Raw genomic sequence first — 22,021 nt, 5'->3', positions numbered from 1 at the left:
CTCCCTACCGCAACCGGGGCTTGATCTGCTCGATGAAGATGGTCCGCTTCTGCTCGGCCGTGAGGTGACAGGCCCCGCCGCGGCCGAGTGGCAGCAGCGGCTGCTCGTCCACGCACCGGGTACCACCCACCTCCCCCCGGAAGCCGCACCGGGGATGGAACCGGCAGCCGGACGGCGGGGTCAGCAGGGACGGCGGCGTCCCCGGAATCGGCGTGAGCGGGGTGCCGAGATCCGAGTCGAGGCGCGGCATGGAGTTCAACAGGCCCCAGGTGTAAGGGTGTTGCGGCGACCTCAGCACCTCGTCGACCGTACCGCGCTCCACCGCCGAGCCTGCGTACATCACCATGATGTCGTCGGCCATGTCGGCGATGACACCGAGGTCGTGCGTGATGAAGACGATCGCCGATCCGAACTCCTGCTGGAGGTCCTTGAGGAGATCGAGGATCTGGGCCTGGACGGTCACGTCCAGGGCCGTGGTCGGCTCGTCGGCGATCAGCAGATCGGGGTCGCAGACCAGTGCCATGGCGATCATCGCGCGCTGGCGCATACCGCCGGAGAACTGGTGCGGATAGTCCTTCGCCCGCTCCTTGGGGTGGGGGATGCCGACCTTGCCGAGCATCTCCACCGCCCGCTCCCAGGCCGCCTTCTTCGAGGCCCCGGTGTGCTTCATGAACGGCTCCGCGATCTGCCGGCCCACCGTGTAGTACGGCGACAGGGCGGTCAGCGGGTCCTGGAAGATCATCGCGACCTTGTTGCCGCGCAGCTTCTCGAGCTCGGGCTCCCGGGCCGTGATCAGCTCCTGGCCGTCCAGCACGATCTCGCCTTCGACCGTGGTGAACATCGGGTTGTGCAGCCCGAGGATGGTCAGGTTGGTCACCGACTTGCCCGAGCCCGACTCCCCGACGATGCCGAGGGTCCGGCCCCGCCGGAGGTCGAAGGAGAGCCCGTCCACGGCCCGGACGACGCCGTCCTCCGTCCGGAAGCTGACGTGCAGGTCCCGCACCGAGAGGAAGGCGTCCTCCGCGGCGGGGGCAGGAGCGCCGGATTCCTTGGTCACAGTGGTCACGAGTGCTCCTAGGCGAGCCGCACACGCGGGTCGATGAACGCGTAGCAGGCATCCACGATGATGTTGAACAGCAGGATCACGGCGGCGGAGAACAGCATCACGCCGAGCAGCAGCGGCAGGTCGCTGAAGAAGACCGACTGCACCGCGAGCTGGCCGAGCCCCGGCAGGCCGAAGGTGTACTCGGTGATGACCGCGCCGCCGAGCAGGGACCCGAGGTCGATGCCGAAGATGGTCACGAGCGGGATCAGCGAACCGCGCCAGGCGTAGCGGAAGAAGACGTACTGGCGGGACATGCCCTTGGCGCGGGCGGTGCGCACATGCTCCTCCTGGAGCTGCTCGATCATCGAAGAGCGCGCCATACGCGTGTACTGCGCGGCGAAGATCGTGGACAGCACCACCCAGGGAATGAGGAGTCCGGTGAACCAGGCGACCGGGTTGCCGGTGAAGTTGTTGTAGGAGGGCTTGCCGAACAGGTGGGTCTGGTAGACGAGCGCCGCCAGAGCCAGCGGTCCGAGGAAGTAGATCTGCATCGAACTGAGCACCATCGAGCCCGCCGTGACCGTCTTGTCGATCAGCGTGCCGCGCTTCCAGGCGGCGAGCATTCCGGTGCCGAGGCCCACCAGCAGGAAGCAGATCGAGGCGCCGAGGGTCAGCGAGACGGTGGTCGGCAGACGGTCCATCAGGGTGGACCAGACCAGCTCGTTGGTGTGGTACGAGTACCCGAAGCAGGGGGCCGGGCACGGGCCCTGCTCGAAGCCGTTGCTGCCGAGCACCAGGTTGTGCAGGAAGATCCAGTACTGCTCGGGGACCGGCTTGTCGAGGCCGAGCACATGGTGGATGTTCGCGAGGTTGGCCGGTGTGCACGTCTTGCCGCACATCAGCAGCCCCGGATCCCGCGGCATCCCGAAGAACAGCAGGAACGTGACGATGCTCAGCAGGAAGAGGATGACGACGGCGCCGAGTGTCCGGCGGATGAGGAAGCGTAGCATGAAGGGGCAGCTCTCAGGCGTCAGCGGGCCCGGCGGTAGCCGGTGCGGCCGGGGGGACGACGGACGCACCGGATACCGGGGGGACGGGGTTACTTGACGTACAGTCGGCGCGGGTCGACGCCGCCGATCACGTCGTCGTAGACCAGGCCGCCGACCTTGGAACCGGCGATCTGGACCTGCTTGTAGTAGCCGGTCGGAACCTCGTTCACGACCTTCGTGAGCAGGTACTTGTCGAGGCTCTCCCACGCGGCCGCGGCCTTCGCCGGGTCGGTGATGGTGTTGATGCGGTCGATCTCGCTGTTCACGTGCGAGTCGTTGACCTGCGAGTAGTTCTGCGCGCCGTCGGCGATCAGCCGGCCGTCGTACAGCGGCGGGAGCACGGTCGAGGCGGACGGCCAGTCGGCGCCCCACGCGGTGTGGAAGATGTCGTAGTTGTTGTTGAGCTTGCTGACCTGGTCGTAGTACGTCTCGGCCGGGATCTCCTGGCGCTGGACGTTGAAGCCGGCCTTCTGCAGGCCCGCCGCCATGGCGGTGGAGTACTGCTGGCCCTCGGGGGTGCTGGTGTGGCCGAAGGTCAGCTTCATGCCGAGCTTGCCGGCCTCCTGCAGCAGCTTCCTGGCCTTGTCCGGGTCACCGGCGGGCTTCTTCTTCTTTCCGTACGGGTCGAAGGCGGGGTCGTAGCCGCTGACGGTCGGGCTGATCAGGCCGCCGGCGATCTCCATCGCCGCGCTGCCGCCGAAGGCACGCACGAACGGCGTGATCGGCAAGGCGTAGGCGATGGCCTCGCGGACCCTGATGTCCTTCATCTCGGGCTTGCTCATGTTGATGTTCATCTGGCCGACGAACGGCTGGAAGCCGGAGATCGTCCGGGCCTTCAGCTTGGGGTCGGCCAGGACCTTGGAGAGGTTGCCCGCGTCGACCTGGTTGTTGAAGCTGACGCCGGTCTGGTCTGCGCCGCTGTCCGCCAGGAGCGCCTTGGTGGACGCCTCGAACTGCTGGTTGAAGGTGATGTTGAACTGGTCCACGTACTGGTGGCGGATCGGGTCCGTCTTCGGGTCCCAGTTGGGGTTCTTGACCAGAACCATCGACTTGCCCGACTTGAACGACTGGATCTCGTAGGGGCCCGTCGCCACCGGTGCCTTGTCGTACTTCTCCTTGGTGTCGCCCTTCGCCTGCGCCACCGCGTAGCCCGCCATGGCCAGGGCGTACGGCAGGTCGGGGCGCGGCTTGTTGAAGTGGAAGACGACCGTTTTCCCGTCCGGAGTCTCCAGGACGCTGTTCGGCAGATGCTGGCCCTTGTACGGGCCGTCCTTCAGCAACTTGCGGTAGTCGGCGCCGTTGGTCCCGGCCAGCCACTGCTGGATGTACGTCGGGCCCTGGTTGATGAAAGGCGCAAAGAGGCGCTCGAAGGTCTGGCGGATGTCCTTGGACGTGATCGGCGTGCCGTCCTGGAACTTGATGCCGTCCTTGAGGGTGTACTTCCAGGTCTTGCCGCCGTCCGTCGTCGTACCGGAGTCGGTGGCAAGGTCGCCGACGACCTCGTGCTTGCTGCCGTCGTCGCTGGTCGCCTTGTAGCCGGTGAGGCCTCTGTGGATCAGCTGCGCCAGCGACCCCTGGTCGTTGACGTAGATCTGCGCCGGGTCGAGATGGGCGTAGCTGTCGCGCTGCAGCACCTCCATCGTGCCGCCGCTCTTGGCGCCGGGAACCGGGGCGGCGGGGCCGGTGGAGTCCGCCGCGCCACCGAACTTGATGGAGGCCTGCTGGCGCTTGGCGTTCGCATTGTCCTGCTCGCCGTTGTCGCCGCTGCCGCTGCCGCCCTTGCTGCAACCGGTGAGCACGAGAGCTCCGGCCGCGAGCACCGAGATTGCGGCGTATGTCTGGAGTCCGCCTCTTCTCATCACTCAGTTTCCTATCTTCTGTGTGTCACCAGTGCGTTTCAAATGCCCGTGGATCTGAAAGGAGTTGGAGTTGCTGACGGTTGAGGAGTTGCCGAAGGTGCGCGGATGTACGTGGAGCTGCCTGGACCTTGCCGTGGCGATCCGTCCGGAACCCGGGCGAGGGCGCCCACGGCCTTCGGTTCAGCGCGCCGTCTTGGGGTCGAAGGCGTCCCTGACCGAGTCCCCGAGCAGGTTGAACGCGACGACGAAGAGGATCATCGAGACGCCGGGGAAGAACATGTAGGTGATGTCGTTCTGGAGCACCAGCTCCGTCGACGCCTTGGAGAACATCTGCCCCCAGTCGGGCGTCGGTTCGACGATTCCGACGCCGAGGTACGACAGGCCCGCCTCGATCGTCACGAAGCCGGGGAGCAGATAGGTGGCCTGCACCAGCAGCGGCGTCACCACGTTCGGGAGTATCTCCCTGCGGATGATGCGCCACGGCGACGCACCGCTCACCCGGGCCGCCTCGATGAACTCCCGTTCCCTGAGCGCCAGCGTGGTCCCGCGCAGGATCCGGCCGAGACTCATCCAGCCGAGCACCCACTGGACCAGAATCAGCGCGACCACACGAACGTAGGTCGGTGTCTCGTCCCGAGGGCTGACGAAGAGGGAGACCACGACCGGCATGCTCGCGATGAAGAACAGCTGCGACGGGATGGCGAGCAGGAAGTCGATCAACCGGCCGATGGCGAAGTCGGCCCTGCCACCGAGGTAGCCCGCCGAGACTCCCAGCAGGATGCCGGTGAGGACCACCGCGAGGGTGACCACGAGGGAGATCATCAGCGAGGTGCGGATGCCGTAGATGAGCTTGGTGAAGACGTCGTACCCGTTGCCGGGCTCGAGTCCGAACCAGAACTCACCGCTCATCCCGCCGTTGGGCTGGACAGGTACGCCTGCGCTGTCGAACAGTTCGGGGCGCTCGTCCGCGTACACCGTGTACGGGCTCTTTCCGTACAGCTTGGAGATCAGCGGGGCGAGCAGCCCGATCAGGAAGAAGAGACCGACGACATAGGCGGAGATCACTCCGGTGCGGTCGCGCTTGAAGCGGATCCACATCAGCCGGCCGGGCGACCGGCCCTCCAGCTGTGCGGTGTCGGGCTCTCTCGCTGGTTCCTTCTCGTCGTCCACGACGAGCGGTGTGCCGCCGCCCTCGGTCTCGAGAGGACTCGTCATGATGCGTCCAATTCATGGGTACGCCGAGCCGCCGGCCGCCACGGGGGTACGGGCGGGCCACGGCTTGGACCATGCGGATCGGGAAAGACGACTGCCTATCGATGGCAGGACGCGACAAGTCGCAGATGAACACGCGTAGTTGGCATCATGGCCGTCTCCTTGACTCAACCAGTGCACGGACAGGAGGGGTGAACGCCTGGCCCTCCGACACCCCTGACGGAGGGTCAAACACCCCACTGGTGCTCGCGAGTCGTCGCTGCCATCGCAGCGTCTGACCCATTGACCCGAGCGTTGCGCCCAACTATCTGCCATGAGCCAGATGCCGACCACCGTCTTTTGGTCTCGGTTCCATCACAGCCCGTCCGAAGTTCTTCCCAAAATGTGGATTAGCAATTTGTGGTAGAAGCTGCAAAGCGGACGCATTACACGAGTATCGGTCGACAGGTTCCGCATTTCGGACAGGTGAGCCGAAAAACCAGTTGCGGGCAGCGTACGAAACGGCTAGATCTACGCCGCCCACACGCGTGGACGCCCCGCCACAACGGTCACGCGGTGCGCCGTACGCGGACATGCGAAGGCCCGGGCGGCCCCGTCATGACGGGGCCGCCCGGGCCGTGCGCGGTGAAAGCGCCTGGATCAGCCGTGCTTGGCGCGGCTGGCGGCGCGGGCCCGCTCGCGCTGGTCGAGGACGACCTTACGGATACGGACGGCTTCCGGGGTCACCTCGACGCACTCGTCGTCACGGCAGAACTCCAGGGACTGCTCGAGCGACAGCTTGCGCGGCGGCACGATGGACTCTGCGATGTCCGCCGTGGCCGACCGGATGTTGGTGAGCTTCTTCTCCTTGGTGATGTTGACGTCCATGTCGTCGGAGCGGGAGTTCTCGCCGACGATCATGCCCTCGTACACCTCTGTGCCCGGCTCGACGAAGAGCACGCCGCGCTCCTGGAGGTTCGTCATCGCGAACGCCGTGACGGAGCCGGAGCGGTCGGCCACCAGGGAGCCGTTGTTACGGGTCTGGAGCGGGCCGGCCCAGGGCTCGAAGCCCTCGTGGATGGAGTGGCCGATGCCCGTACCGCGAGTCTGGGTCAGGAACTCGGTGCGGAAGCCGATGAGACCGCGGGAGGGGACCACGAACTCCATGCGGACCCAGCCGGAACCGTGGTTGGACATGTTGTCCATGCGGCCCTTGCGGACACCCATGAGCTGGGTGACGGCGCCCATGTGCTCCTCGGGCACGTCGATCGTCATCCGCTCGAAGGGTTCGTGGACCTTGCCGTCGATCTCCTTGGTGACGACCTGCGGCTTGCCGACGGTCAGCTCGTAGCCCTCGCGGCGCATCTGCTCGACCAGGATGGCCAGCGCCAGCTCGCCGCGGCCCTGGACCTCCCACGCGTCCGGGCGTTCGGTGTCCAGCACGCGGAGGCTGACGTTGCCGACCAGCTCGCGGTCGAGGCGGTCCTTGACCTGGCGGGCGGTGACCTTGCGGTCCTTGACCGTGGCCTTCACGTTGGCGCCCTTGCCGGTGCCGCCCCTGCCCACCAGCGGCGAGGTGTTGGTGCCGATGACCATGGAAATCGCGGGCTCGTCGACCGTGATCAGCGGAAGCGCGACCGGGTTCTCGGTGTCCGCGAGGGTCTCGCCGATCATGATGTCGGGGATGCCGGCGACGGCGCAGATGTCACCCGGGCCGGCCTTCTCGGCGGGCTTGCGGGTGAGGGCCTCGGTCATCATCAGCTCGCTGATGCGCACGTTGCTGACCGACCCGTCGCGCTTGATCCAGGCGACCGTCTGGCCCTTGCGCAGCTCGCCCTGCTCGACGCGGAGCAGCGCGATACGGCCGAGGAAGTTGTCGGCGTCCAGGTTGGTGACGTGCGCCTGGAGCGGGCCGCCCTCGTCGTAGGTCGGGGCCGGGATGTGCTCCAGGATCGTGGAGAAGAACGGCTCCAGGCTGTCGCTGTCGGCCGGGACCGTGCCGTCCTCGGGCTTGGTGAGGGAGGCGATGCCGTCGCGACCGCAGGCGTAGACGATCGGGAACTCGATCTGGTCCTCGTCGGCGTCGAGATCCAGGAACAGGTCGTACGCCTCGTTCACGACCTCGTCGATACGCGCGTCGGGCCGGTCCGTCTTGTTGATGCACAGGATGACGGGCAGCCGGGCCTGGAGAGCCTTGCGGAGCACGAAGCGGGTCTGCGGGAGCGGGCCCTCGGAGGCATCGACGAGCAGGACGACGCCGTCGACCATCGACAGACCGCGCTCGACCTCGCCGCCGAAGTCGGCGTGGCCGGGGGTGTCGATGATGTTGATGGTGATCGGGTCCCCGCCGTCCTTCGGGTGGTACTTCACCGCGGTGTTCTTGGCGAGGATGGTGATGCCCTTCTCACGCTCCAGGTCGTTGGAGTCCATGACGCGGTCGTCGACCTGCTCGAGCTGGTGGGCGGCGAAGGCACCCGCCTGCTTCAGCATGCCGTCGACGATGGTCGTCTTGCCGTGGTCGACGTGGGCGACGATGGCGACGTTGCGGATGTCGTGGCGCGTGGCCATGATGTGGCGTACTCCCGGAGTGGTGAGGACGGCCTGCGCGATCGCTGCGCCGGCCTGCCGGGCTGAACACGCCTCGGCCTCGTCCCATGGTAAAGGGAGGCCGCCGGTCAAGCTTGCCCGGTACAGGTCAACCCCGCTCACCAGGCACTCTCCGGCTACGACATCCCGGGCGCCGCCGCTGGGGCGTACCAGGCGCTGTAGCAGGTGCTCCGCCTACGACGACGGACGAGCCGAGGGGTGTGCGCCCTTCTTCAGGAACCCCATGTCCTCGTAGACCGGGGTCTGGAAGCCGAACGAGCCCACGTTGGCCAGGTCGGTGCGGGTGGCCGTGAGCTGGGGGCGCTGATAGAGGGGGATCGAGGCCGCGGCGGCCCAGATACGGGAGTCCGCCTTGCGCACCAGGTCCCGCTCCTCGTCCTCGTCCAGCGTGGCGAGCGCCTGGTCGAAGAGCTGGTCCACCTGGTCGGTACCGACCCTCGTGTAGTTCTGCCCGACGCTCAGCGAGCCGTCCGCGGCCGGTACCGGCTTGGCGAAGATCGGCCGGGCGTCGGTCGCGGGGAACGCGGACGCGGGCCACGAGTACAGCGCCAGGTCGTAGGCCCCGGACGCGATGTGGTCCTTGAAGAAGCTGTCGTCGGGGACCTTGGTGATCTCCGTGCGGATCCCGACCTTCTCCAGCATGCGGGAGACGCGGTCGGCGACGGTCCGCAGGGACTGCGAGCCGGGCCCGGAGGGCACCACGAACCGCAGCAGCAGCGGTTTGCCGTCCTTGGCCAGCGGCCTGGCCGCGGCACCCGCCGGGGCGGCGGTGCCCTTGGGCGCGTACGCACCGGGCGCCCCGCCCGGCCGGCCGCGCTCCTGCTGGACCTCGCCGTCGATGTGCTTGCCCGCGTGCTCGTCGGTGAGCTGTCCGTTGTGCTTGTTCGAATGGTCCCTGGGGTCCTTCTGCGCGGCCGCCTTGTTGTCCTGGCCGACGATGTACGTACCGTCGTCGCCCGAGCCGTTCCCGTCGGCCCGCTCCCGGTTCTGGGGCCCGGCGGCGCCCTTCCTCTGTTCCTTGACCGGTCCGCCGGGCACCCAGCCCGCCTCGCTCAGCAGCGCCTGTGCATGGGCGGTGTCCTGTTTGCCGAGTGCACCGCTGTCGTCGGCGTACGCGTCCTGGCCGGAGAGCGCCAGGTGGCTGCCGACCGGCACGGCGGGCAGCCCGAACGGCTTGAGGACCAGCCCGGCCAGCTCGGTGCGGTCGAGGGCGCGGGCCACGGCCCCGCGCACGCGCTCGTCGGCGAGCGGCCCCTTCGAGCCGTTCAGGGCGAGCTGCGTATAGGCGGGTTCCAGAGACTTGCGGATCACGAAGTCGTTCAGTGCCTGCCCCTCGGCCGCGCCCTGGGCGCCGGCCGAGCTGCCCTGCGCCGCGTCGGCGGAGGCGCCCTGCAAGGGGACGCCTCCCCTGTCGCGGACGGCGCGCGTGACCAGCCCGGCCTCCTCCGGGTCGACCTCCGCCATGTCGATCTTCCCGGCGGCGAGCGCGCCGGCCCGCTGGTCGCGCGGCACGGCCACGAGGACGATCCCGGAGAGCTTGGCGGGACGGCCCCACCAGCGCGGACTGCGGGTGAGGGTGACGGTGCCCTCCTTGTGGTCGACCTGCTGGAGCGAGAACGGGCCGGCCGTGACCTTCAGCCCGCGCCGCGCCGCGTCGTTGAAGCCGCCCGGGGTGCCCGTGACGTCCTTCGGGTACAGCGGCGTGAACAGTGACCTCCAGTCGGCATACGGCTTGCCGAAGGTGACCTTGACCTCGAGGTTGTTCGCGCCGCGCTCGACCTTCTCGATGCGGTCGTAGCCGGCGTTGCGCGCGGTCCAGTACGCGCTGTACCTGCCGGAGAGGGCGCGCCACTGCGCGGCGAAGTCGTCGGCGCCGATCTCCCGGCCGTCGCTCCAGACGGCCTGCTGGTTGAGGCGGTAGACGACCACCTGTTTGGGCTCGGTCGACACCACTTTGGCGGACTCCAGGTAGTCCGGGTTGCGCTGCGGCCGGCCGTTGGCGTCGAGCCGGAACATCGAGGGCAGCACGGCGCCGGCGATACGCGTGGTCGCGGCGTCGGCGTCGGCCTGGAAGGTGTTCAGGGTCTCGGGCACGGCGTCGACGGCCCAGTGCAGGGTGCCGCCGTCGGCGACGAGGGTGCGGGCGGCCGGGGCGATGTCCTGCGCGGCTACCGGTTTGCTGGTCTTCTCTTCGGAGCTGCAGGCGGCGAGCGCGGTCACCGCGAGGGTTCCCGCGGTGAGGAATGCGACCGAGCGCAGCACCGCGCGTGGTCCGACGCCGTCATGGGACATCACGTCTACCTCCGGGGGGCCGCTCCGCGGATCGGCGGGGGGGTTATGATCAGGTTTGTCGGTATTTGGAGCTGATCGGAATGTATGAGCCCACTGAAGAGGAAGGACTTCAGCGGTATGCGACGACACGGCGACGGACTCTGAGAACGCCACCCGTGCGGCGCAACCGGCCCCGGCCCCCGGGGCGGGGAATTCGAATACGCACCCGCACACACCGACACGCGTCGGCCAATCCCTGCATGTCCCTTCACACCGGCAGGTGTGACGCGCAACACTCGCAGGCGCGTGAACGTTGCCACCTTGGGCCTGGGGCCCGTGGAAGTGAGGTCACGTCATGTCCGTATACGACGAACTGACGTCAGTTCAGCGGTGCCTCGACGACCTGTACCGGTCCGTCGGACGCCTGGAGCAGCAGATGGGCAGCGGCGGGCTCGACATACGCCGTGTCCGCACCGACGCCGACCATCTGCGTGAGAGCGTGGCGCTGCTGCGTGAGGCGGCCGTTCCCGCCTCGACCCGGCGGCCGGAGCTCGTCACGATCTCCGACACGCCGTACGACAACAGCCTGTGGACGGACTCGGACGACGAGGGTCTCGGCGCCCGCGACCGGCACGCCCCCTGACCCCCGAAGGTCCCGGAGGCGGACGAGCCGACGACAGAGAGGTGCGCTTTCCTTGGCCACTGGTACGGAACCTCCCGACACAGAACCCCATCCTCCCGGCGGCGCGCGGACCGGTGCGCGCGCCGCGATCGCCGCCCCCCATCTGCGAACCGACCGCTGGTGGCTGGCCCCGGCCGCCACCGCGGCCGGACTGCTGGCCTTCGTCGTGTACTCGACGTGGCGTGCCTTCGCGAACGCGGACTACTACGCGGCGCCGTACGTCTCGCCGTTCTACTCGCCCTGTCTGGCGGAGAACTGCAGAAGGATGCACGCGGGCCCGAACGCCGACCTCTTCGGCAGCTGGTGGGCCGTCTCCCCGGCGATCATCATCCTGATCTTCCCGCTGGGCTTCCGGCTGACCTGCTACTACTACCGGAAGGCCTACTACCGCGGTTTCTGGCTGTCGCCCCCGGCCTGCGCGGTGGCGGAGCCCCACCGCAAGTACACCGGCGAGACCCGCTTCCCGCTGATCCTTCAGAACATCCACCGGTATTTCTTCTACGCGGCCCTCCTCGTGGCGGGCGTCCTCACCTACGACACCGTGCTCGCCTTCCGCGACCGGCACTACCACTGGGGCCACATGGGTCTGGGCACCCTGGTCTTCCTGGTGAACATCGTGCTGATCTGGGCGTACACCATCTCCTGCCACTCATGCCGGCACATCGTGGCCGGCCGGCTCAAGCACTTCTCCAGGCATCCCGTGCGCTACCGGGCATGGCAGTTCGTCAGCAGACTCAACGCCCGCCACATGCAGCTGGCCTGGGCGTCGCTGTTCAGCGTGGCCCTCGCCGACTTCTACGTGTACCTGGTGGCGTCCGGCGCCTTCGACGATCCGAGGTTCTTCTGATGACCGTGGTGGAGCGACAGGAGTGGGACGTCGTCGTGGTCGGCGCCGGGGGCGCCGGGCTGCGGGCCGCCATCGAGGCGCGCGAGCGGGGTGCCCGAACTGCCGTGATCTGCAAGTCGCTGTTCGGCAAGGCGCACACGGTGATGGCGGAGGGCGGCATCGCGGCGGCGATGGGCAACGCCAACCCGCACGACAACTGGCAGGTGCACTTCCGGGACACCATGCGGGGCGGGAAGTTCCTCAACCAGTGGCGGATGGCCGAGCTGCACGCGCGCGAGGCGCCCGACCGCGTCTGGGAGCTGGAGACCTGGGGCGCCCTCTTCGACCGTACGAAGGACGGGCGCATCTCGCAGCGCAACTTCGGCGGCCACGAGTACCCGCGCCTCGCGCACGTCGGCGACCGTACGGGCCTCGAGCTGATCCGCACGCTCCAGCAGAAGGTGGTCGCGCTCCAGCAGGAGGACGAGAAGGAGACCGGGGAGTACGAGTCCCGGCTGAAGGTCTTCCAGGAGTGCACCGTCACCCGGGTCCTGAAGGAACGGGACCGGGTGTCGGGGGTGTTCGCGTACGAGCGCGAGACCGGCCGGTTCTTCGTCCTCGAAGCGCCCGCGGTCGTGATCGCGACCGGCGGCATCGGCAAGTCCTTCAAGGTGACGTCGAACTCGTGGGAGTACACGGGTGACGGGCACGCGCTGGCCCTGCTCGCCGGCGCTCCGCTGCTGAACATGGAGTTCGTCCAGTTCCACCCTACGGGCATGGTCTGGCCGCCGTCGGTGAAGGGCATCCTCGTCACCGAGTCGGTGCGCGGCGACGGCGGTGTCCTCAGGAACTCCGAGGACGAGCGGTTCATGTTCGACTACATCCCCGACGTCTTCAAGGAGAAGTACGCGCAGTCGGAGGAGGAGGCCGACCGCTGGTACGACGACCCGGACAACAACCGGCGCCCGCCCGAGCTCCTCCCCCGTGACGAGGTCGCGCGCGCGATCAACGCCGAGGTGAAGGCGGGCCGTGGCTCCCCGCACGGCGGTGTCTTCCTCGACGTGTCCACGCGTATGCCGGCCGAGGTCATCCGGCGCCGGCTGCCGTCCATGTACCACCAGTTCAAGGAGCTGGCGGACGTGGACATCACCGCCGAGCCGATGGAGGTCGGACCGACCTGCCACTACGTGATGGGCGGCATCGCGGTCGACTCGGACACCGCGGCGGCCCGCGGTGCCACGGGTCTGTACGCGGCCGGAGAGGTGGCCGGCGGCATGCACGGATCCAACCGGCTGGGCGGCAACTCGCTCTCCGACCTGCTGGTGTTCGGACGGCGGGCAGGGCTGCACGCGGCCGAGTACGCGACGGGCCTGGCCGAGCGCCCCCTGGTGGACGACATCCAGGTCGACACGGCGGCCGCGGAGGCCCTGCGCCCGTTCTCGGCCGAGGGCCCGGCGCCCGGCGAGGACGGCGAGGAGCAGAGCCACCCGCCGGAGAACCCGTACACCCTCCACCAGGAACTCCAGCAGACCATGAACGACCTGGTGGGCATCATCCGCCGTGAGCCGGAGATGCAGCAGGCGCTGAAGAAGCTGGCCGAGCTGCGGGTACGGGCGCGCCGGGCGGGCGTCGAGGGGCACCGGCAGTTCAACCCGGGCTGGCACCTCGCCCTGGACCTGCGGAACATGCTGCTGGTCAGCGAGTGCGTGGCGCGGGCCGCGCTGGAGCGCACGGAGTCACGCGGCGGGCACACCCGCGAGGACTACCCGACGATGGACCGGGCATGGCGCCGGATCAATCTGCTGTGCCGACTCACCGATCCCACCGGCGGCCTCGCGGCGACCGACCCGGTCCGCGGCCAGATCACCCTCGGCCGGGAGACCACCGAACCCATCCGCCCCGACCTGCTCGCCCTCTTCGAGAAGGAGGAGCTGGTCAAGTACCTGGCCGAAGAGGAGCTGTACGAGTGAGCAGCTACGAGGCCCGCTTCCAGGTGTGGCGGGGCGATGTGGGAGGCGGCGGCCTCGAGGACTTCAAGGTCGAGGTCAACGACGGCGAGGTGGTGCTGGACATCATCCACCGTCTGCAGGCCACGCAGGCGCCCGACCTCGCCGTGCGCTGGAACTGCAAGGCCGGAAAGTGCGGTTCGTGCTCGGCGGAGATCAACGGGCGGCCGCGGCTGATGTGCATGACGCGGATGTCGGTGTTCGGCCGGGACGAGACCATCACGGTGACGCCCCTGCGGACCTTCCCGGTGATCCGGGATCTGGTGACGGACGTGGGCTTCAACTACCGCAAGGCACGCGAGATCCCGTCCTTCGTGCCGCCGCCCGGCCTGGGCCCCGGCGAGTACCGCATGCAGCAGGAGGACGTGGACCGCTCGCAGGAGTTCCGCAAGTGCATCGAGTGCTTCCTGTGCCAGAACACCTGCCATGTCGTGCGCGATCACGACGAGAACAAGCAGGTGTTCGCGGGTCCGCGGTTCCTGATGCGGGTGGCGGAACTGGACATGCACCCCCTGGACGCGGCGCAGGAGACGGGCCTGGACCGCAAACGCACCGCCCAGGACGACCACGGCCTCGGCTACTGCAACATCACCAAGTGCTGCACGGAGGTGTGCCCCGAGAACATCAAGATCACGGACAACGCGCTGATCCCGTTGAAGGAACGGGCGATCGACCGCAAGTACGACCCGCTGGTCTGGCTGGGGTCGAAGATCAGCAGACGTCCTCCGGGAGGCTGAGCGAGGGGTGCCCGGGCACGCGTCGTGCGGGGGTGCGGCCGACGCGCCGGACCGCCGACACGGCGGCCAGCGAGATGACGTGCATGGAGACCCTCCGTCGTGTGCTGCGTTGATCATGGCACCGACCCGGGGGACGAGCAGATGCATCCTCTCCTGTGGATCCACCGGCAGGCATGCCGTATCGGGTGCTCACCGGTCGCGGGGCCGTGTCATCGGCCATACGCTCCCAAATGTGACGCCGCCCCACCGTCCAGACCGGCCGCACCGGGCCGCCGCGTACCGAGCCGTGCGGAGGGGCCCCGCCGCGGCCGGGGCGGTGCTGGTACCGGCGGTCGCGGCGGCGGTGGCGGCCGGGCACGGCCAGACGTCCACCGGCGACCTGGTGCTGCCGCTGGTCGCCGTGGTCGCCGCCGTGGCCGTGGCGGCGTACGCGTCGGTGCGGCGCAGGATACGCGTGACCACGCGCACGACTCCGGGCGGCGCGCCCACGGTCGTCCCGCTGGACGAACTCGACCGACGGGCCAGGGGGTTGCTCGTCGTGACCGACGACTGCGTGCGCACGAGCCGGGACGAACTGGGCTGGGCTGCGGGACAGTTGGGTGATGCGGCGGTCCGGGAGTACGCGGAGGCCGTGGAGTTCGCCGCGTCGGAGCTGGCGGCGGCGTTCCGGATCAGGCAGCGGCTGGACGACGGGGAGGGCGGCCGACGGGTGCTGCTGGAGGAGGTCGCGGCGCGGTGCGGGGCGGCCGGGCGACGGCTGGACACCGAGGCGGCCGGATTCGACCAGGCACGGGCGCTGGAGCAGACGGTGCGGGACGCGGTGGAGCGTGCCGAGGCGCGGTTCCGGGAGGTGGCGGCACGGGTCGCGGACGCGGACGGCACGCTCGCCGGGCTGCGCGCGCGGTACGCCCTGGCGGCTTATCTGCCGGTGGCGGGCCATGACGAGCAGGCCAGGGACCGGCTGGTCTTCGCCACGACCTGTCTCAACCGGGCACGCCAGGCCGTCGACGGCGACGAAACGGCGGGCGCGGTGGTCCAGCTGCGTGCAGCGGAGGCCGCCGTCGGCCAGGCGGAGCTCCTCGTCACCGGCATCGCCCGCCTCGCCTCGGCCCTCGCCACGGCGACGGACCACCTCCCCGCGGCCTTGACCGACGCGGAGACCGGCCTGGCACAGGCCCGTGAACCGCTGGACACCGAGGCCGCCCGCGCAGATCTGCGGGGCCGGATCGCCTACGGGGAGTCGGTGGTGGCTCAGGTACGGAAGGAGACGGGCGGCGAGGGGACGGAGGAGGACACGGGCACGGAGGAGGACACGGGCACGGAGGAGGACACGGGCACGGAGGAGGACACGAGGGCAGGAGCGGGCGGAACGGACGACGCTGGGACGGACGACGGCGTGACGGCTGCCGCGGCCACCGGCGCGACGGAGGACACGAGGACGGAGGAGGACACGAGGGCAGGAGCGGGCGCATCGGAGGACGGCGGGACGACTGCCGCGGGCATCGGCGGGCGGAGTGATCCGGTGGGCGCTCTGCGGCGGATCGAGCAGGTGGCCGTGGGGCTGGACCGGGCGGTGTGGCACGAGGCGGACGGGCCGCGTGTGCTCCGGCGGCTCGAACGGGCCGTTCTCGTCGCCCGCAGCACCGTCGGTGCCACCGCGGAGTATGTGACGGCGCACCGCGGAGCCGTCGGCTGTGAGGCCAGGACGCGGCTCGCGGAGGCGGAGCGGCAGCTGCGCGAGGCCGAGAACACGGACGCGGCCCCGGTCCCGGCGCCGGCCGAGGCCCTCGCCGACGCCCGGGAGGCCGACGCGCTCGCCCGGCAGGCCCGGCAGCTCGCGGAGCGGGACGTACGGGCGTACGGGACGCCGTACGGCGACGGTCTGCGGACGGGGGGCGCCGTACTCGGCGGCATCCTGCTGAACGCCCCGCACCGACACGGCGACCCGCCCGGGTACCCGGGCGACGGCGGCCCCGCGAGCTACGGCGGACCGGGCACACGGGGGCGGCGGGACGGCGGCGGGCTGTTCCGGCCGGCCCGGGGACAGGGCCCGCCCCAGGAGGAACCGCGGGGCGCGGGCCCGGAGCCCCCGGCTAGAACAGGCTGAGCAACGCTTCCGCCGGGTCCGCGATCCCGTTCTCCCCACCGGGCAACGGCAGTTCGAACCACACCGTCTTGCCGCGCGGCGTACGGCGGGACCCCCAGGCAGCGGAGAGCAGCCCGACCAGTTGCAGCCCGCGGCCTCCCTCGTCCGTGTCCCGGGCGCGGCGGCGGCGCGGCTGGACCAGCCCCGAGTCCCACACCTCGCACACCAGCGTCCGGTCGAGCAGCAGCCGCAATCTGATCTCGCCCTCGCCGTACCGCAGGGCATTGGTCACCAGCTCGCTGACCAGCAGCTCCGCCGTGTCCACCAGCGGTTCCAGATCCCAGGCGAGCAGTTGGCCGCGCGCGAACTCCCGGGCCCGGCCCACGCTCCGCGGCTCGCGCGGCAGCGTCCAGTCGCCGACGGACCCGGCCGGGAGGCCCTGCACACGTGCCATCAGCAACGCGATGTCGTCCTCGCCATGGTGGGTGTCGAGGGTGTTGAGCACGTGGTCGCAGACGTCCTCCAGCGGCCGGGAGGGGTCGGTGAGCGCCCCGACGAACGCCTGCAGGCCCTCGTCCAGGGGATGGTCGCGGGACTCGACGAGGCCGTCCGTGTAGAGCGCCAGCAGCGCGCCCTCCGGCAGTTCGACCTCCACCTCCTCGAACGGCTCCCCGCCCACGCCGAGCGGCATCCCGGGCGGCACGTCCAGCATCAGCGCGGACTCCCCCGGCTCGACGAGCACCGGCGGCAGATGCCCCGCGTTGGCGAAGGTGCAGCGACGCGTCACCGAGTCGTAGACCGCGTACACACAGGTCGCGAGGTAGACCTCGGACAGGTCCGCCTCGCGGGGGCGACGGGCGGCGCGGGTGGCCTGCTGGACGCCGCCGGGGGCACCGAGGCCGCGCGCGATCTCGTCCAATTGCGCGAGGACTTCGGCCGGTTCGAGGTCGAGCTGCGCCAGCGTCCGTACAGCCGTGCGGAGTTCACCCATGGCGACAGCGGCCCGCAGACCCCGGCCCATGACGTCGCCCACGACCAACGCCGTGCGGTGGCCGGGCAGTTCGATGACGTCGAACCAGTCGCCGCCGACCTCGCTCGGCCGCCCCGTGGCCGCGTTGCCCGGCAGATAGCGGCAGGCGATGTCCAGGCCGGAGGCCTCCGGGTCGCCCGGCGGCAGCAGGGATCGTTGCAGTATCAGCGCACGTTCGTGTTCGCGGCGGTACAGGCGCGCGTTGTCGATGCAGACCGCGGCGCGCGCGGCCAGTTCCACGGCGAGCGCGCGGTCGCGCTCCCCGAACGGCTCGCTGCCCTTCGCCCGGGAGAACTGGGCGAGGCCGACCACGGTGTCGTGCGCGACCATCGGCACCGCGAGCGTGGACTGGATCAGGCCTCCGTCCTCCGCGGGGATGTGCCGGGGCCGGGCGGTGCGCAGGGCGTCCGCACAGGGCGAGTTGAAGGAGAAATGGTGGACGGCGCCCACGGCGACGGGCGTGGGTCCGCCGGCGAAGGGCGCGTCCGAGATCGCGCTGGCGAACGCGACGCGGCGCAGTTCGGCGCTGCCGTCGGCCAGGCCCGGCGGGGTCTCGTCGCCGACCAGGAGTCCCTGGTAGAGGTCGACGGTGGCGAGGTCGCAGAAGCCGGGGACGACCACGTCGAGGAGTTCGCGCGCGGTGGTCTCCAGGTCGAGCGAGTTGCCTATGCGCGCGCCGGCCTCGTTCAGGAGGGCGAGGTTGCGGCGGGCGGCGGCAGCCTCGCGGGCGGCGGCGCGCCGGGAGGTGATGTCGGTTCCCAGCCACGCGATGCCGATGGGACGGCCGCTGCCGCTGTGCACGCGGTAGAGGTTGACGGACCAGTGCTTGCGCTCGTCGCAGTCGGGGATGAAGCCCGTGACGTGCATGTCCGTGATCGACTCGCCGGTCTCCAGGACGCGCCGCAGCGTCGCGGCGACGCGTTCCGCCTCCGGGGACTGCAGATAGTCGTGGACCGAACGGCCACGGTGGTCGTCGGGGGTACCGCCGAACGTGGAGGCGAACCGCTGGTTGGCGCGCCGTACCCGCAGGTCGGCGTCGATCAGCAGGAAGCCGAAAGGAGATTGACCGAATATCGCCTGCGAGGCGGCGAGGTCGGTCTCGATGCTACGCAGCGTGCGGACGTCGACGATGATGCACACGGCGGCCCGTTCGCCGTCCTCCGTCGTGGTGGGCATCACATAGACCTCGGCGAGCCCGTCGGTCCGCTCGGCATCGGGCCTGCGGAAGGGAATGACGCCCGTCCACTCCCGGCCGTCGAGGATTTCGGCCATCTTGCGCTGGCCGCGCTCGCGCAACTCCGGGGCGACGAACACCTCGATGGGGTCCATGCCCACGGCCCGCTCGGCGCTGAGGCCGAAGAGCTGTTCGGCGCGAAGGCTCCACTGGTCGACGTGCCCGTCGGGGCCGAGGGAGAACGAGGCGACCTTGATGTAGTCGTAGATGGAGCCGGGCGGACTGCTCTGCCACATCATGCCGCTCGCCGCATCACGCGGGTCGGTGGCCGCGTCGGAATCGACCGCGGCCTCAGCCCTCGCGCCGCCCGACGGGTCCTCGGACTCCGTGGCCTTCGCTGGTATCTCGCTCACGCGAACCGTCCCCTCCAGCTCACCGCGTCCGGCACCCGTCACCGGGGGCGGCTGCCCGCAGTATCCAGCACTACGGTGCCGCACAACACGGTGTTCACGATCACAGCACGGTCCCGATGTGTTTCGGACCGGCCGGGTCATACTCCCAGTCTTCTAACCAGGTGATGCCCGGTCGAACCAAAGACTGCTTCCGTTACCCCTGGCGTGATCCATTCGGTCACCGTGCGCCCCCCATGAGCCGTGCCCCGTCGGGGTCTCCGCCATGAACCGCGCAGTCGCGGAGCCACGGACCAGGAAAGACGGAGCAGCAGAGGCGGGGAGTCGCGAAGTCGCCGAGCTGCGGAGCCGCGAAGTCGCCGAGCTGCGGAGCCGCGAAGTCGCCGAGCTGCGGAGCCGCGAAGTCGCCGAGCCGGGAAGTCGCAGTCAGCCGGGAAGCGCCAGCTCGAACCAGACCGTCTTCCCGGAGTTCGCCGGCCGGGTCCCCCAGCGGCGCGAGGAGTGGGCGACCAACTGGAGCCCACGGCCGTCCTCGTCCTCGGAGTGGGCGGTGCGCTTACGAGGTGGGGCGGGACTCGGGTCGGACACCTCGACGAGCAGACAGGTGGCGGGCCCCGCGGGGCGGACGAGCCGGACGCCGATGGGACCCGTGGCATGCCGCAGGGCGTTGGTCACGAGCTCGCTGACCAGCAGTGCGGTGACGTCCCCGACCTCCTCGAGCCCCCAGTTGCGCAGCTGGCCCCGGACGACGGCACGGGCAGTCCGGACCGCACCGGGGTCAGCGGGGAACGTCCACTCGGCGCTTTCGCCTTGGGTGTCGAGCACGCCGATCACTTCCCAGGCCAGAAGCCCACCCACGTCTGGTTTCGTGGGGTTAATGGGCACATACCCGATATCGATGGCGCCTTACCGCGCACTGGGGCGCACTGTGGCACGAACGGCGTATGGGACGCCAGCCCCTGGAACACCATGCGCCACGCCGCCCCCAGGTCTCACCCAGGCAGCCGGACCATGATCCGGAGCGTCGATGGGCGCGTTTCCCGCACGTCGGAGGTGGGGGACGTACGCGTGATCCAGCACGCGATCTCACGAGCCCCGCTCACAACGCACGCACAGCTTTTACCGATTCCATGCATTTCACACGGCCGACTCGCCCGAATCCCGTACATTCCACGCGGATCGGTCGGATTCCGTATATTCCGCTCGGCTGCCTCGGTCGGATTCCCTGCCGTCCACCGGGCTTCCCCGGCCGGGAACGAGCCGGACGGCGCCGGAAAGGAGTCACAGCCGCTTCACCAGGGCCAGCAGCGCCTTGACCGCCGGAACGTCCTGCTCGAGCCAGTCCACGTCCCAGATCTCATCGGGAGTCAGCCAGCGCAGCCGGTCGTGGTCCTCCAGGGGCTCGGGGGTGCCGGCGAGGAGGCGTACGGTCCAGACCCGCAGGACGTATCCCGGCTTCAGGGGCCACTCCCCCGGTACGCGCTCGACGGGCTGGGCCGTCACGCCGAGCTCCTCGAGCAGCTCGCGCGCGAGCGCGTGCTCGGGGGCCTCGCCGGGTTCCACCTTGCCGCCGGGCAGCTCCCAGCGTCCGGCGAGCTCCGGGGGCGCACTGCGGCGGGCGGCCAGGAGGCGGCCACCGCTCAGCACGGCCGCTCCGACCACCACGATCGGTTGCGTCATGCGCCGGAGCCTACGGGAGCACACGACGGATCACACACCGGGTCCGGGCCCCCTCACTTGCCTCCGTGATGCCCGACGCGTTCGACCCAGTAGAGCTGTTTGTGGGCTCGGTCGTCGAGGCTGTCCACGATCTTCTGCGCCTCGGCTCGGGTCGCGTACCTGCCCACGCGGTAGCGGTTGCCGTTGTCGTCCTGCCGTATGACGAGCCAGGGAAGAGTGACCGTGTTGTCGTTCATCGCGCCCCTCCACTTCCTGTCCCCGGCCCTCGCGCCGCCCCGCCCACCAAGGAAACCGCGCTGCGCATATGCCCGAGCCTACGCCTAACCTTCACGCAGCGAATACGACTTTTCACAAAGAGATACGCAACCGGCCATGCCGAAGGGGGCGCACGCCGTCGAACGCACCGTTCAGTACGCCCCCGGCGCACGCAGATGAGCAGAGGGCGACCGGGACGGCGGACGGGAGAACGGCCGGATTGCAACCGCGCGCACAGCCCTGACCCTCAAGCCTCGGCCCTTGACGGCAGATGCGGCACAAGTCCGTTATGACGAGGCGTCGTTGAAGGGAGGATCGGCCTCGCTCCACTCCCGGGGAGGAAGGCCCCGGTCCCGCTACTTCACCGGCAGGTGATACGCCACCCGGTACCGGTCCGCCGGCACCACCACGTCCGCCGTTTCCACCGGGCGGCCCGAGGCGTAGTAGGTCCGCTGGATCACCAGCACCACATGACCGGGGACACCGCCCAGCGCCATCAGCTCCTCCGCGAGGCCGGGGCGGGCACCGACCTCCTCCGTGACGTTGTCCACGACCACGTCGATGGCCGCCATGCGCTCGACGACGCCCATGCCGCCGAGCGGCCCCTCCTCGGGAAGCATGACGGGGGTGCGGCCGGTCACGGCGAGCGGCTCCCAGGAGGTGGAGAGCATCATCGCGTCACCCGCGTCCCGGAACACGTACTTCGTGCACATCACGCGGTCGCCCGGCTGGATGGCGAGCCGCTCGGCGATGGCACCGCTCGCCTCCGTCTGTTCGCTGCGCGACTCCCAGGTGCCGCGCGCGGTGACGTCCGCCTGTTCCTGGCGGAACGGGGTGGCGCCGCTCTCCGGGCGGTATCCGGAGCGGGCGATCCGCCGCGGCACCGGCCTCTCCCGGACATACGTGCCCGACCCGGAGCGACCCTCCACCAGGCCCTCGGCCATCAGTACTTTTCGCGCCTCCAGGGCGACCGTGTCCGAGACGCCGTACTCCTCGCGGATGCGGGCCTGGGACGGGAGGCGGGTGTGCGGTGGCAGCGATCCGTCGACGATCTTCTTGCGGAGATCACCCGCGACACGCAGATACGCCGGCTGCTCACCGAAAGTCACTGGC

The 22,021-nt window shown here is 69.7% G+C and carries 16 protein-coding genes; 5 read left to right on the top strand and 11 right to left on the bottom strand.

Translation table 11 applies throughout. The features are described from left to right. Positions 1–4: 4 nt before the first annotated feature. From AAW14_RS08680 to AAW14_RS08655, 6 genes are all read right to left on the bottom strand, one after another. Positions 5–1,066: an ABC transporter ATP-binding protein gene (locus AAW14_RS08680; protein ID WP_265561609.1), complete on the bottom strand. Its 1,062-nt coding sequence runs from the start codon at positions 1,064–1,066 to the stop codon at positions 5–7. 8 nt (positions 1,067–1,074) lie between these two features. After that, the gene (locus tag AAW14_RS08675) at positions 1,075–2,055 is read right to left on the bottom strand and encodes an ABC transporter permease (RefSeq protein WP_265561608.1); all 981 of its coding nucleotides are present in this window, start codon (positions 2,053–2,055) and stop codon (positions 1,075–1,077) included. Positions 2,056–2,144: 89 nt separating this feature from the next. After that, positions 2,145–3,953 (bottom strand): ABC transporter substrate-binding protein, encoded by a 1,809-nt coding sequence (locus AAW14_RS08670; RefSeq protein WP_265561607.1) that lies wholly within the window; start codon positions 3,951–3,953, stop codon positions 2,145–2,147. Positions 3,954–4,133: 180 nt separating this feature from the next. Continuing rightward, the gene (locus tag AAW14_RS08665) at positions 4,134–5,168 is read right to left on the bottom strand and encodes an ABC transporter permease (RefSeq protein ID WP_265561606.1); all 1,035 of its coding nucleotides are present in this window, start codon (positions 5,166–5,168) and stop codon (positions 4,134–4,136) included. A gap of 636 nt (positions 5,169–5,804) precedes the next feature. Next, complete coding sequence (gene typA, locus AAW14_RS08660) at positions 5,805–7,712, bottom strand: translational GTPase TypA (protein WP_265561605.1); 1,908 nt, start codon at positions 7,710–7,712, stop codon at positions 5,805–5,807. A 213-nt stretch (positions 7,713–7,925) separates the two neighbouring features. Beyond that, positions 7,926–10,043 carry an ABC transporter family substrate-binding protein gene (locus tag AAW14_RS08655; RefSeq protein WP_265561603.1) on the bottom strand — a complete coding sequence of 706 codons (2,118 nt, stop codon included), beginning with the start codon at positions 10,041–10,043 and terminating at the stop codon, positions 7,926–7,928. A 334-nt stretch (positions 10,044–10,377) separates the two neighbouring features. Between AAW14_RS08655 and AAW14_RS08650 the strand changes: the two genes are divergently transcribed. The 5 genes from AAW14_RS08650 to AAW14_RS08630 all read left to right on the top strand — a co-directional run bounded on the left by AAW14_RS08650 (position 10,378) and on the right by AAW14_RS08630 (position 16,380). Further along, on the top strand, positions 10,378–10,665 hold the full coding sequence (locus AAW14_RS08650) for a hypothetical protein (RefSeq protein ID WP_265561601.1): 288 nt from the start codon (positions 10,378–10,380) through the stop codon (positions 10,663–10,665). A gap of 52 nt (positions 10,666–10,717) precedes the next feature. Then, complete coding sequence (locus AAW14_RS08645; RefSeq protein ID WP_265561598.1) at positions 10,718–11,551, top strand: hypothetical protein; 834 nt, start codon at positions 10,718–10,720, stop codon at positions 11,549–11,551. Further along, complete coding sequence (locus AAW14_RS08640; protein ID WP_265561596.1) at positions 11,551–13,500, top strand: fumarate reductase/succinate dehydrogenase flavoprotein subunit; 1,950 nt, start codon at positions 11,551–11,553, stop codon at positions 13,498–13,500. Before AAW14_RS08645 ends, AAW14_RS08640 begins: the two co-directional genes overlap by 1 nt. Continuing rightward, positions 13,497–14,273, top strand: a complete 777-nt coding sequence (locus AAW14_RS08635) for a succinate dehydrogenase/fumarate reductase iron-sulfur subunit (protein WP_265561594.1) — start codon at positions 13,497–13,499, stop codon at positions 14,271–14,273. The genes AAW14_RS08640 and AAW14_RS08635 overlap by 4 nt, the downstream gene beginning before the upstream one ends. Before the next feature lie 232 nt (positions 14,274–14,505). Then, positions 14,506–16,380 carry a TPM domain-containing protein gene (locus AAW14_RS08630; RefSeq protein WP_265561592.1) on the top strand — a complete coding sequence of 625 codons (1,875 nt, stop codon included), beginning with the start codon at positions 14,506–14,508 and terminating at the stop codon, positions 16,378–16,380. Here AAW14_RS08630 and AAW14_RS08625 read toward each other — a convergent pair. From AAW14_RS08625 to AAW14_RS08605, 5 genes are all read right to left on the bottom strand, one after another. Beyond that, positions 16,367–18,976 (bottom strand): SpoIIE family protein phosphatase, encoded by a 2,610-nt coding sequence (locus AAW14_RS08625; RefSeq protein WP_265561591.1) that lies wholly within the window; start codon positions 18,974–18,976, stop codon positions 16,367–16,369. The genes AAW14_RS08630 and AAW14_RS08625 overlap by 14 nt on opposite strands. Positions 18,977–19,399: 423 nt before the next feature. Then, a complete protein-coding gene (locus AAW14_RS08620) occupies positions 19,400–19,807 on the bottom strand; it encodes an ATP-binding protein (RefSeq protein WP_265561992.1) in 408 nt (135 codons plus the stop codon). 447 nt (positions 19,808–20,254) lie between these two features. Further along, positions 20,255–20,653 carry a (deoxy)nucleoside triphosphate pyrophosphohydrolase gene (locus AAW14_RS08615; protein WP_265561589.1) on the bottom strand — a complete coding sequence of 133 codons (399 nt, stop codon included), beginning with the start codon at positions 20,651–20,653 and terminating at the stop codon, positions 20,255–20,257. A gap of 53 nt (positions 20,654–20,706) precedes the next feature. After that, positions 20,707–20,889, bottom strand: a complete 183-nt coding sequence (locus AAW14_RS08610; protein WP_265561588.1) for an SPOR domain-containing protein — start codon at positions 20,887–20,889, stop codon at positions 20,707–20,709. 375 nt (positions 20,890–21,264) lie between these two features. Further along, positions 21,265–22,017 (bottom strand): GntR family transcriptional regulator, encoded by a 753-nt coding sequence (locus tag AAW14_RS08605; protein ID WP_265561586.1) that lies wholly within the window; start codon positions 22,015–22,017, stop codon positions 21,265–21,267. Positions 22,018–22,021: the final 4 nt, after the last annotated feature.

Origin of the sequence: Streptomyces hygroscopicus, assembly GCF_026168105.1 — a bacterium.
Taxonomy (GTDB): Bacteria; Actinomycetota; Actinomycetes; order Streptomycetales; family Streptomycetaceae; genus Streptomyces; species Streptomyces hygroscopicus_D.
This window is presented reverse-complemented; position numbering and strand designations above follow the sequence as displayed.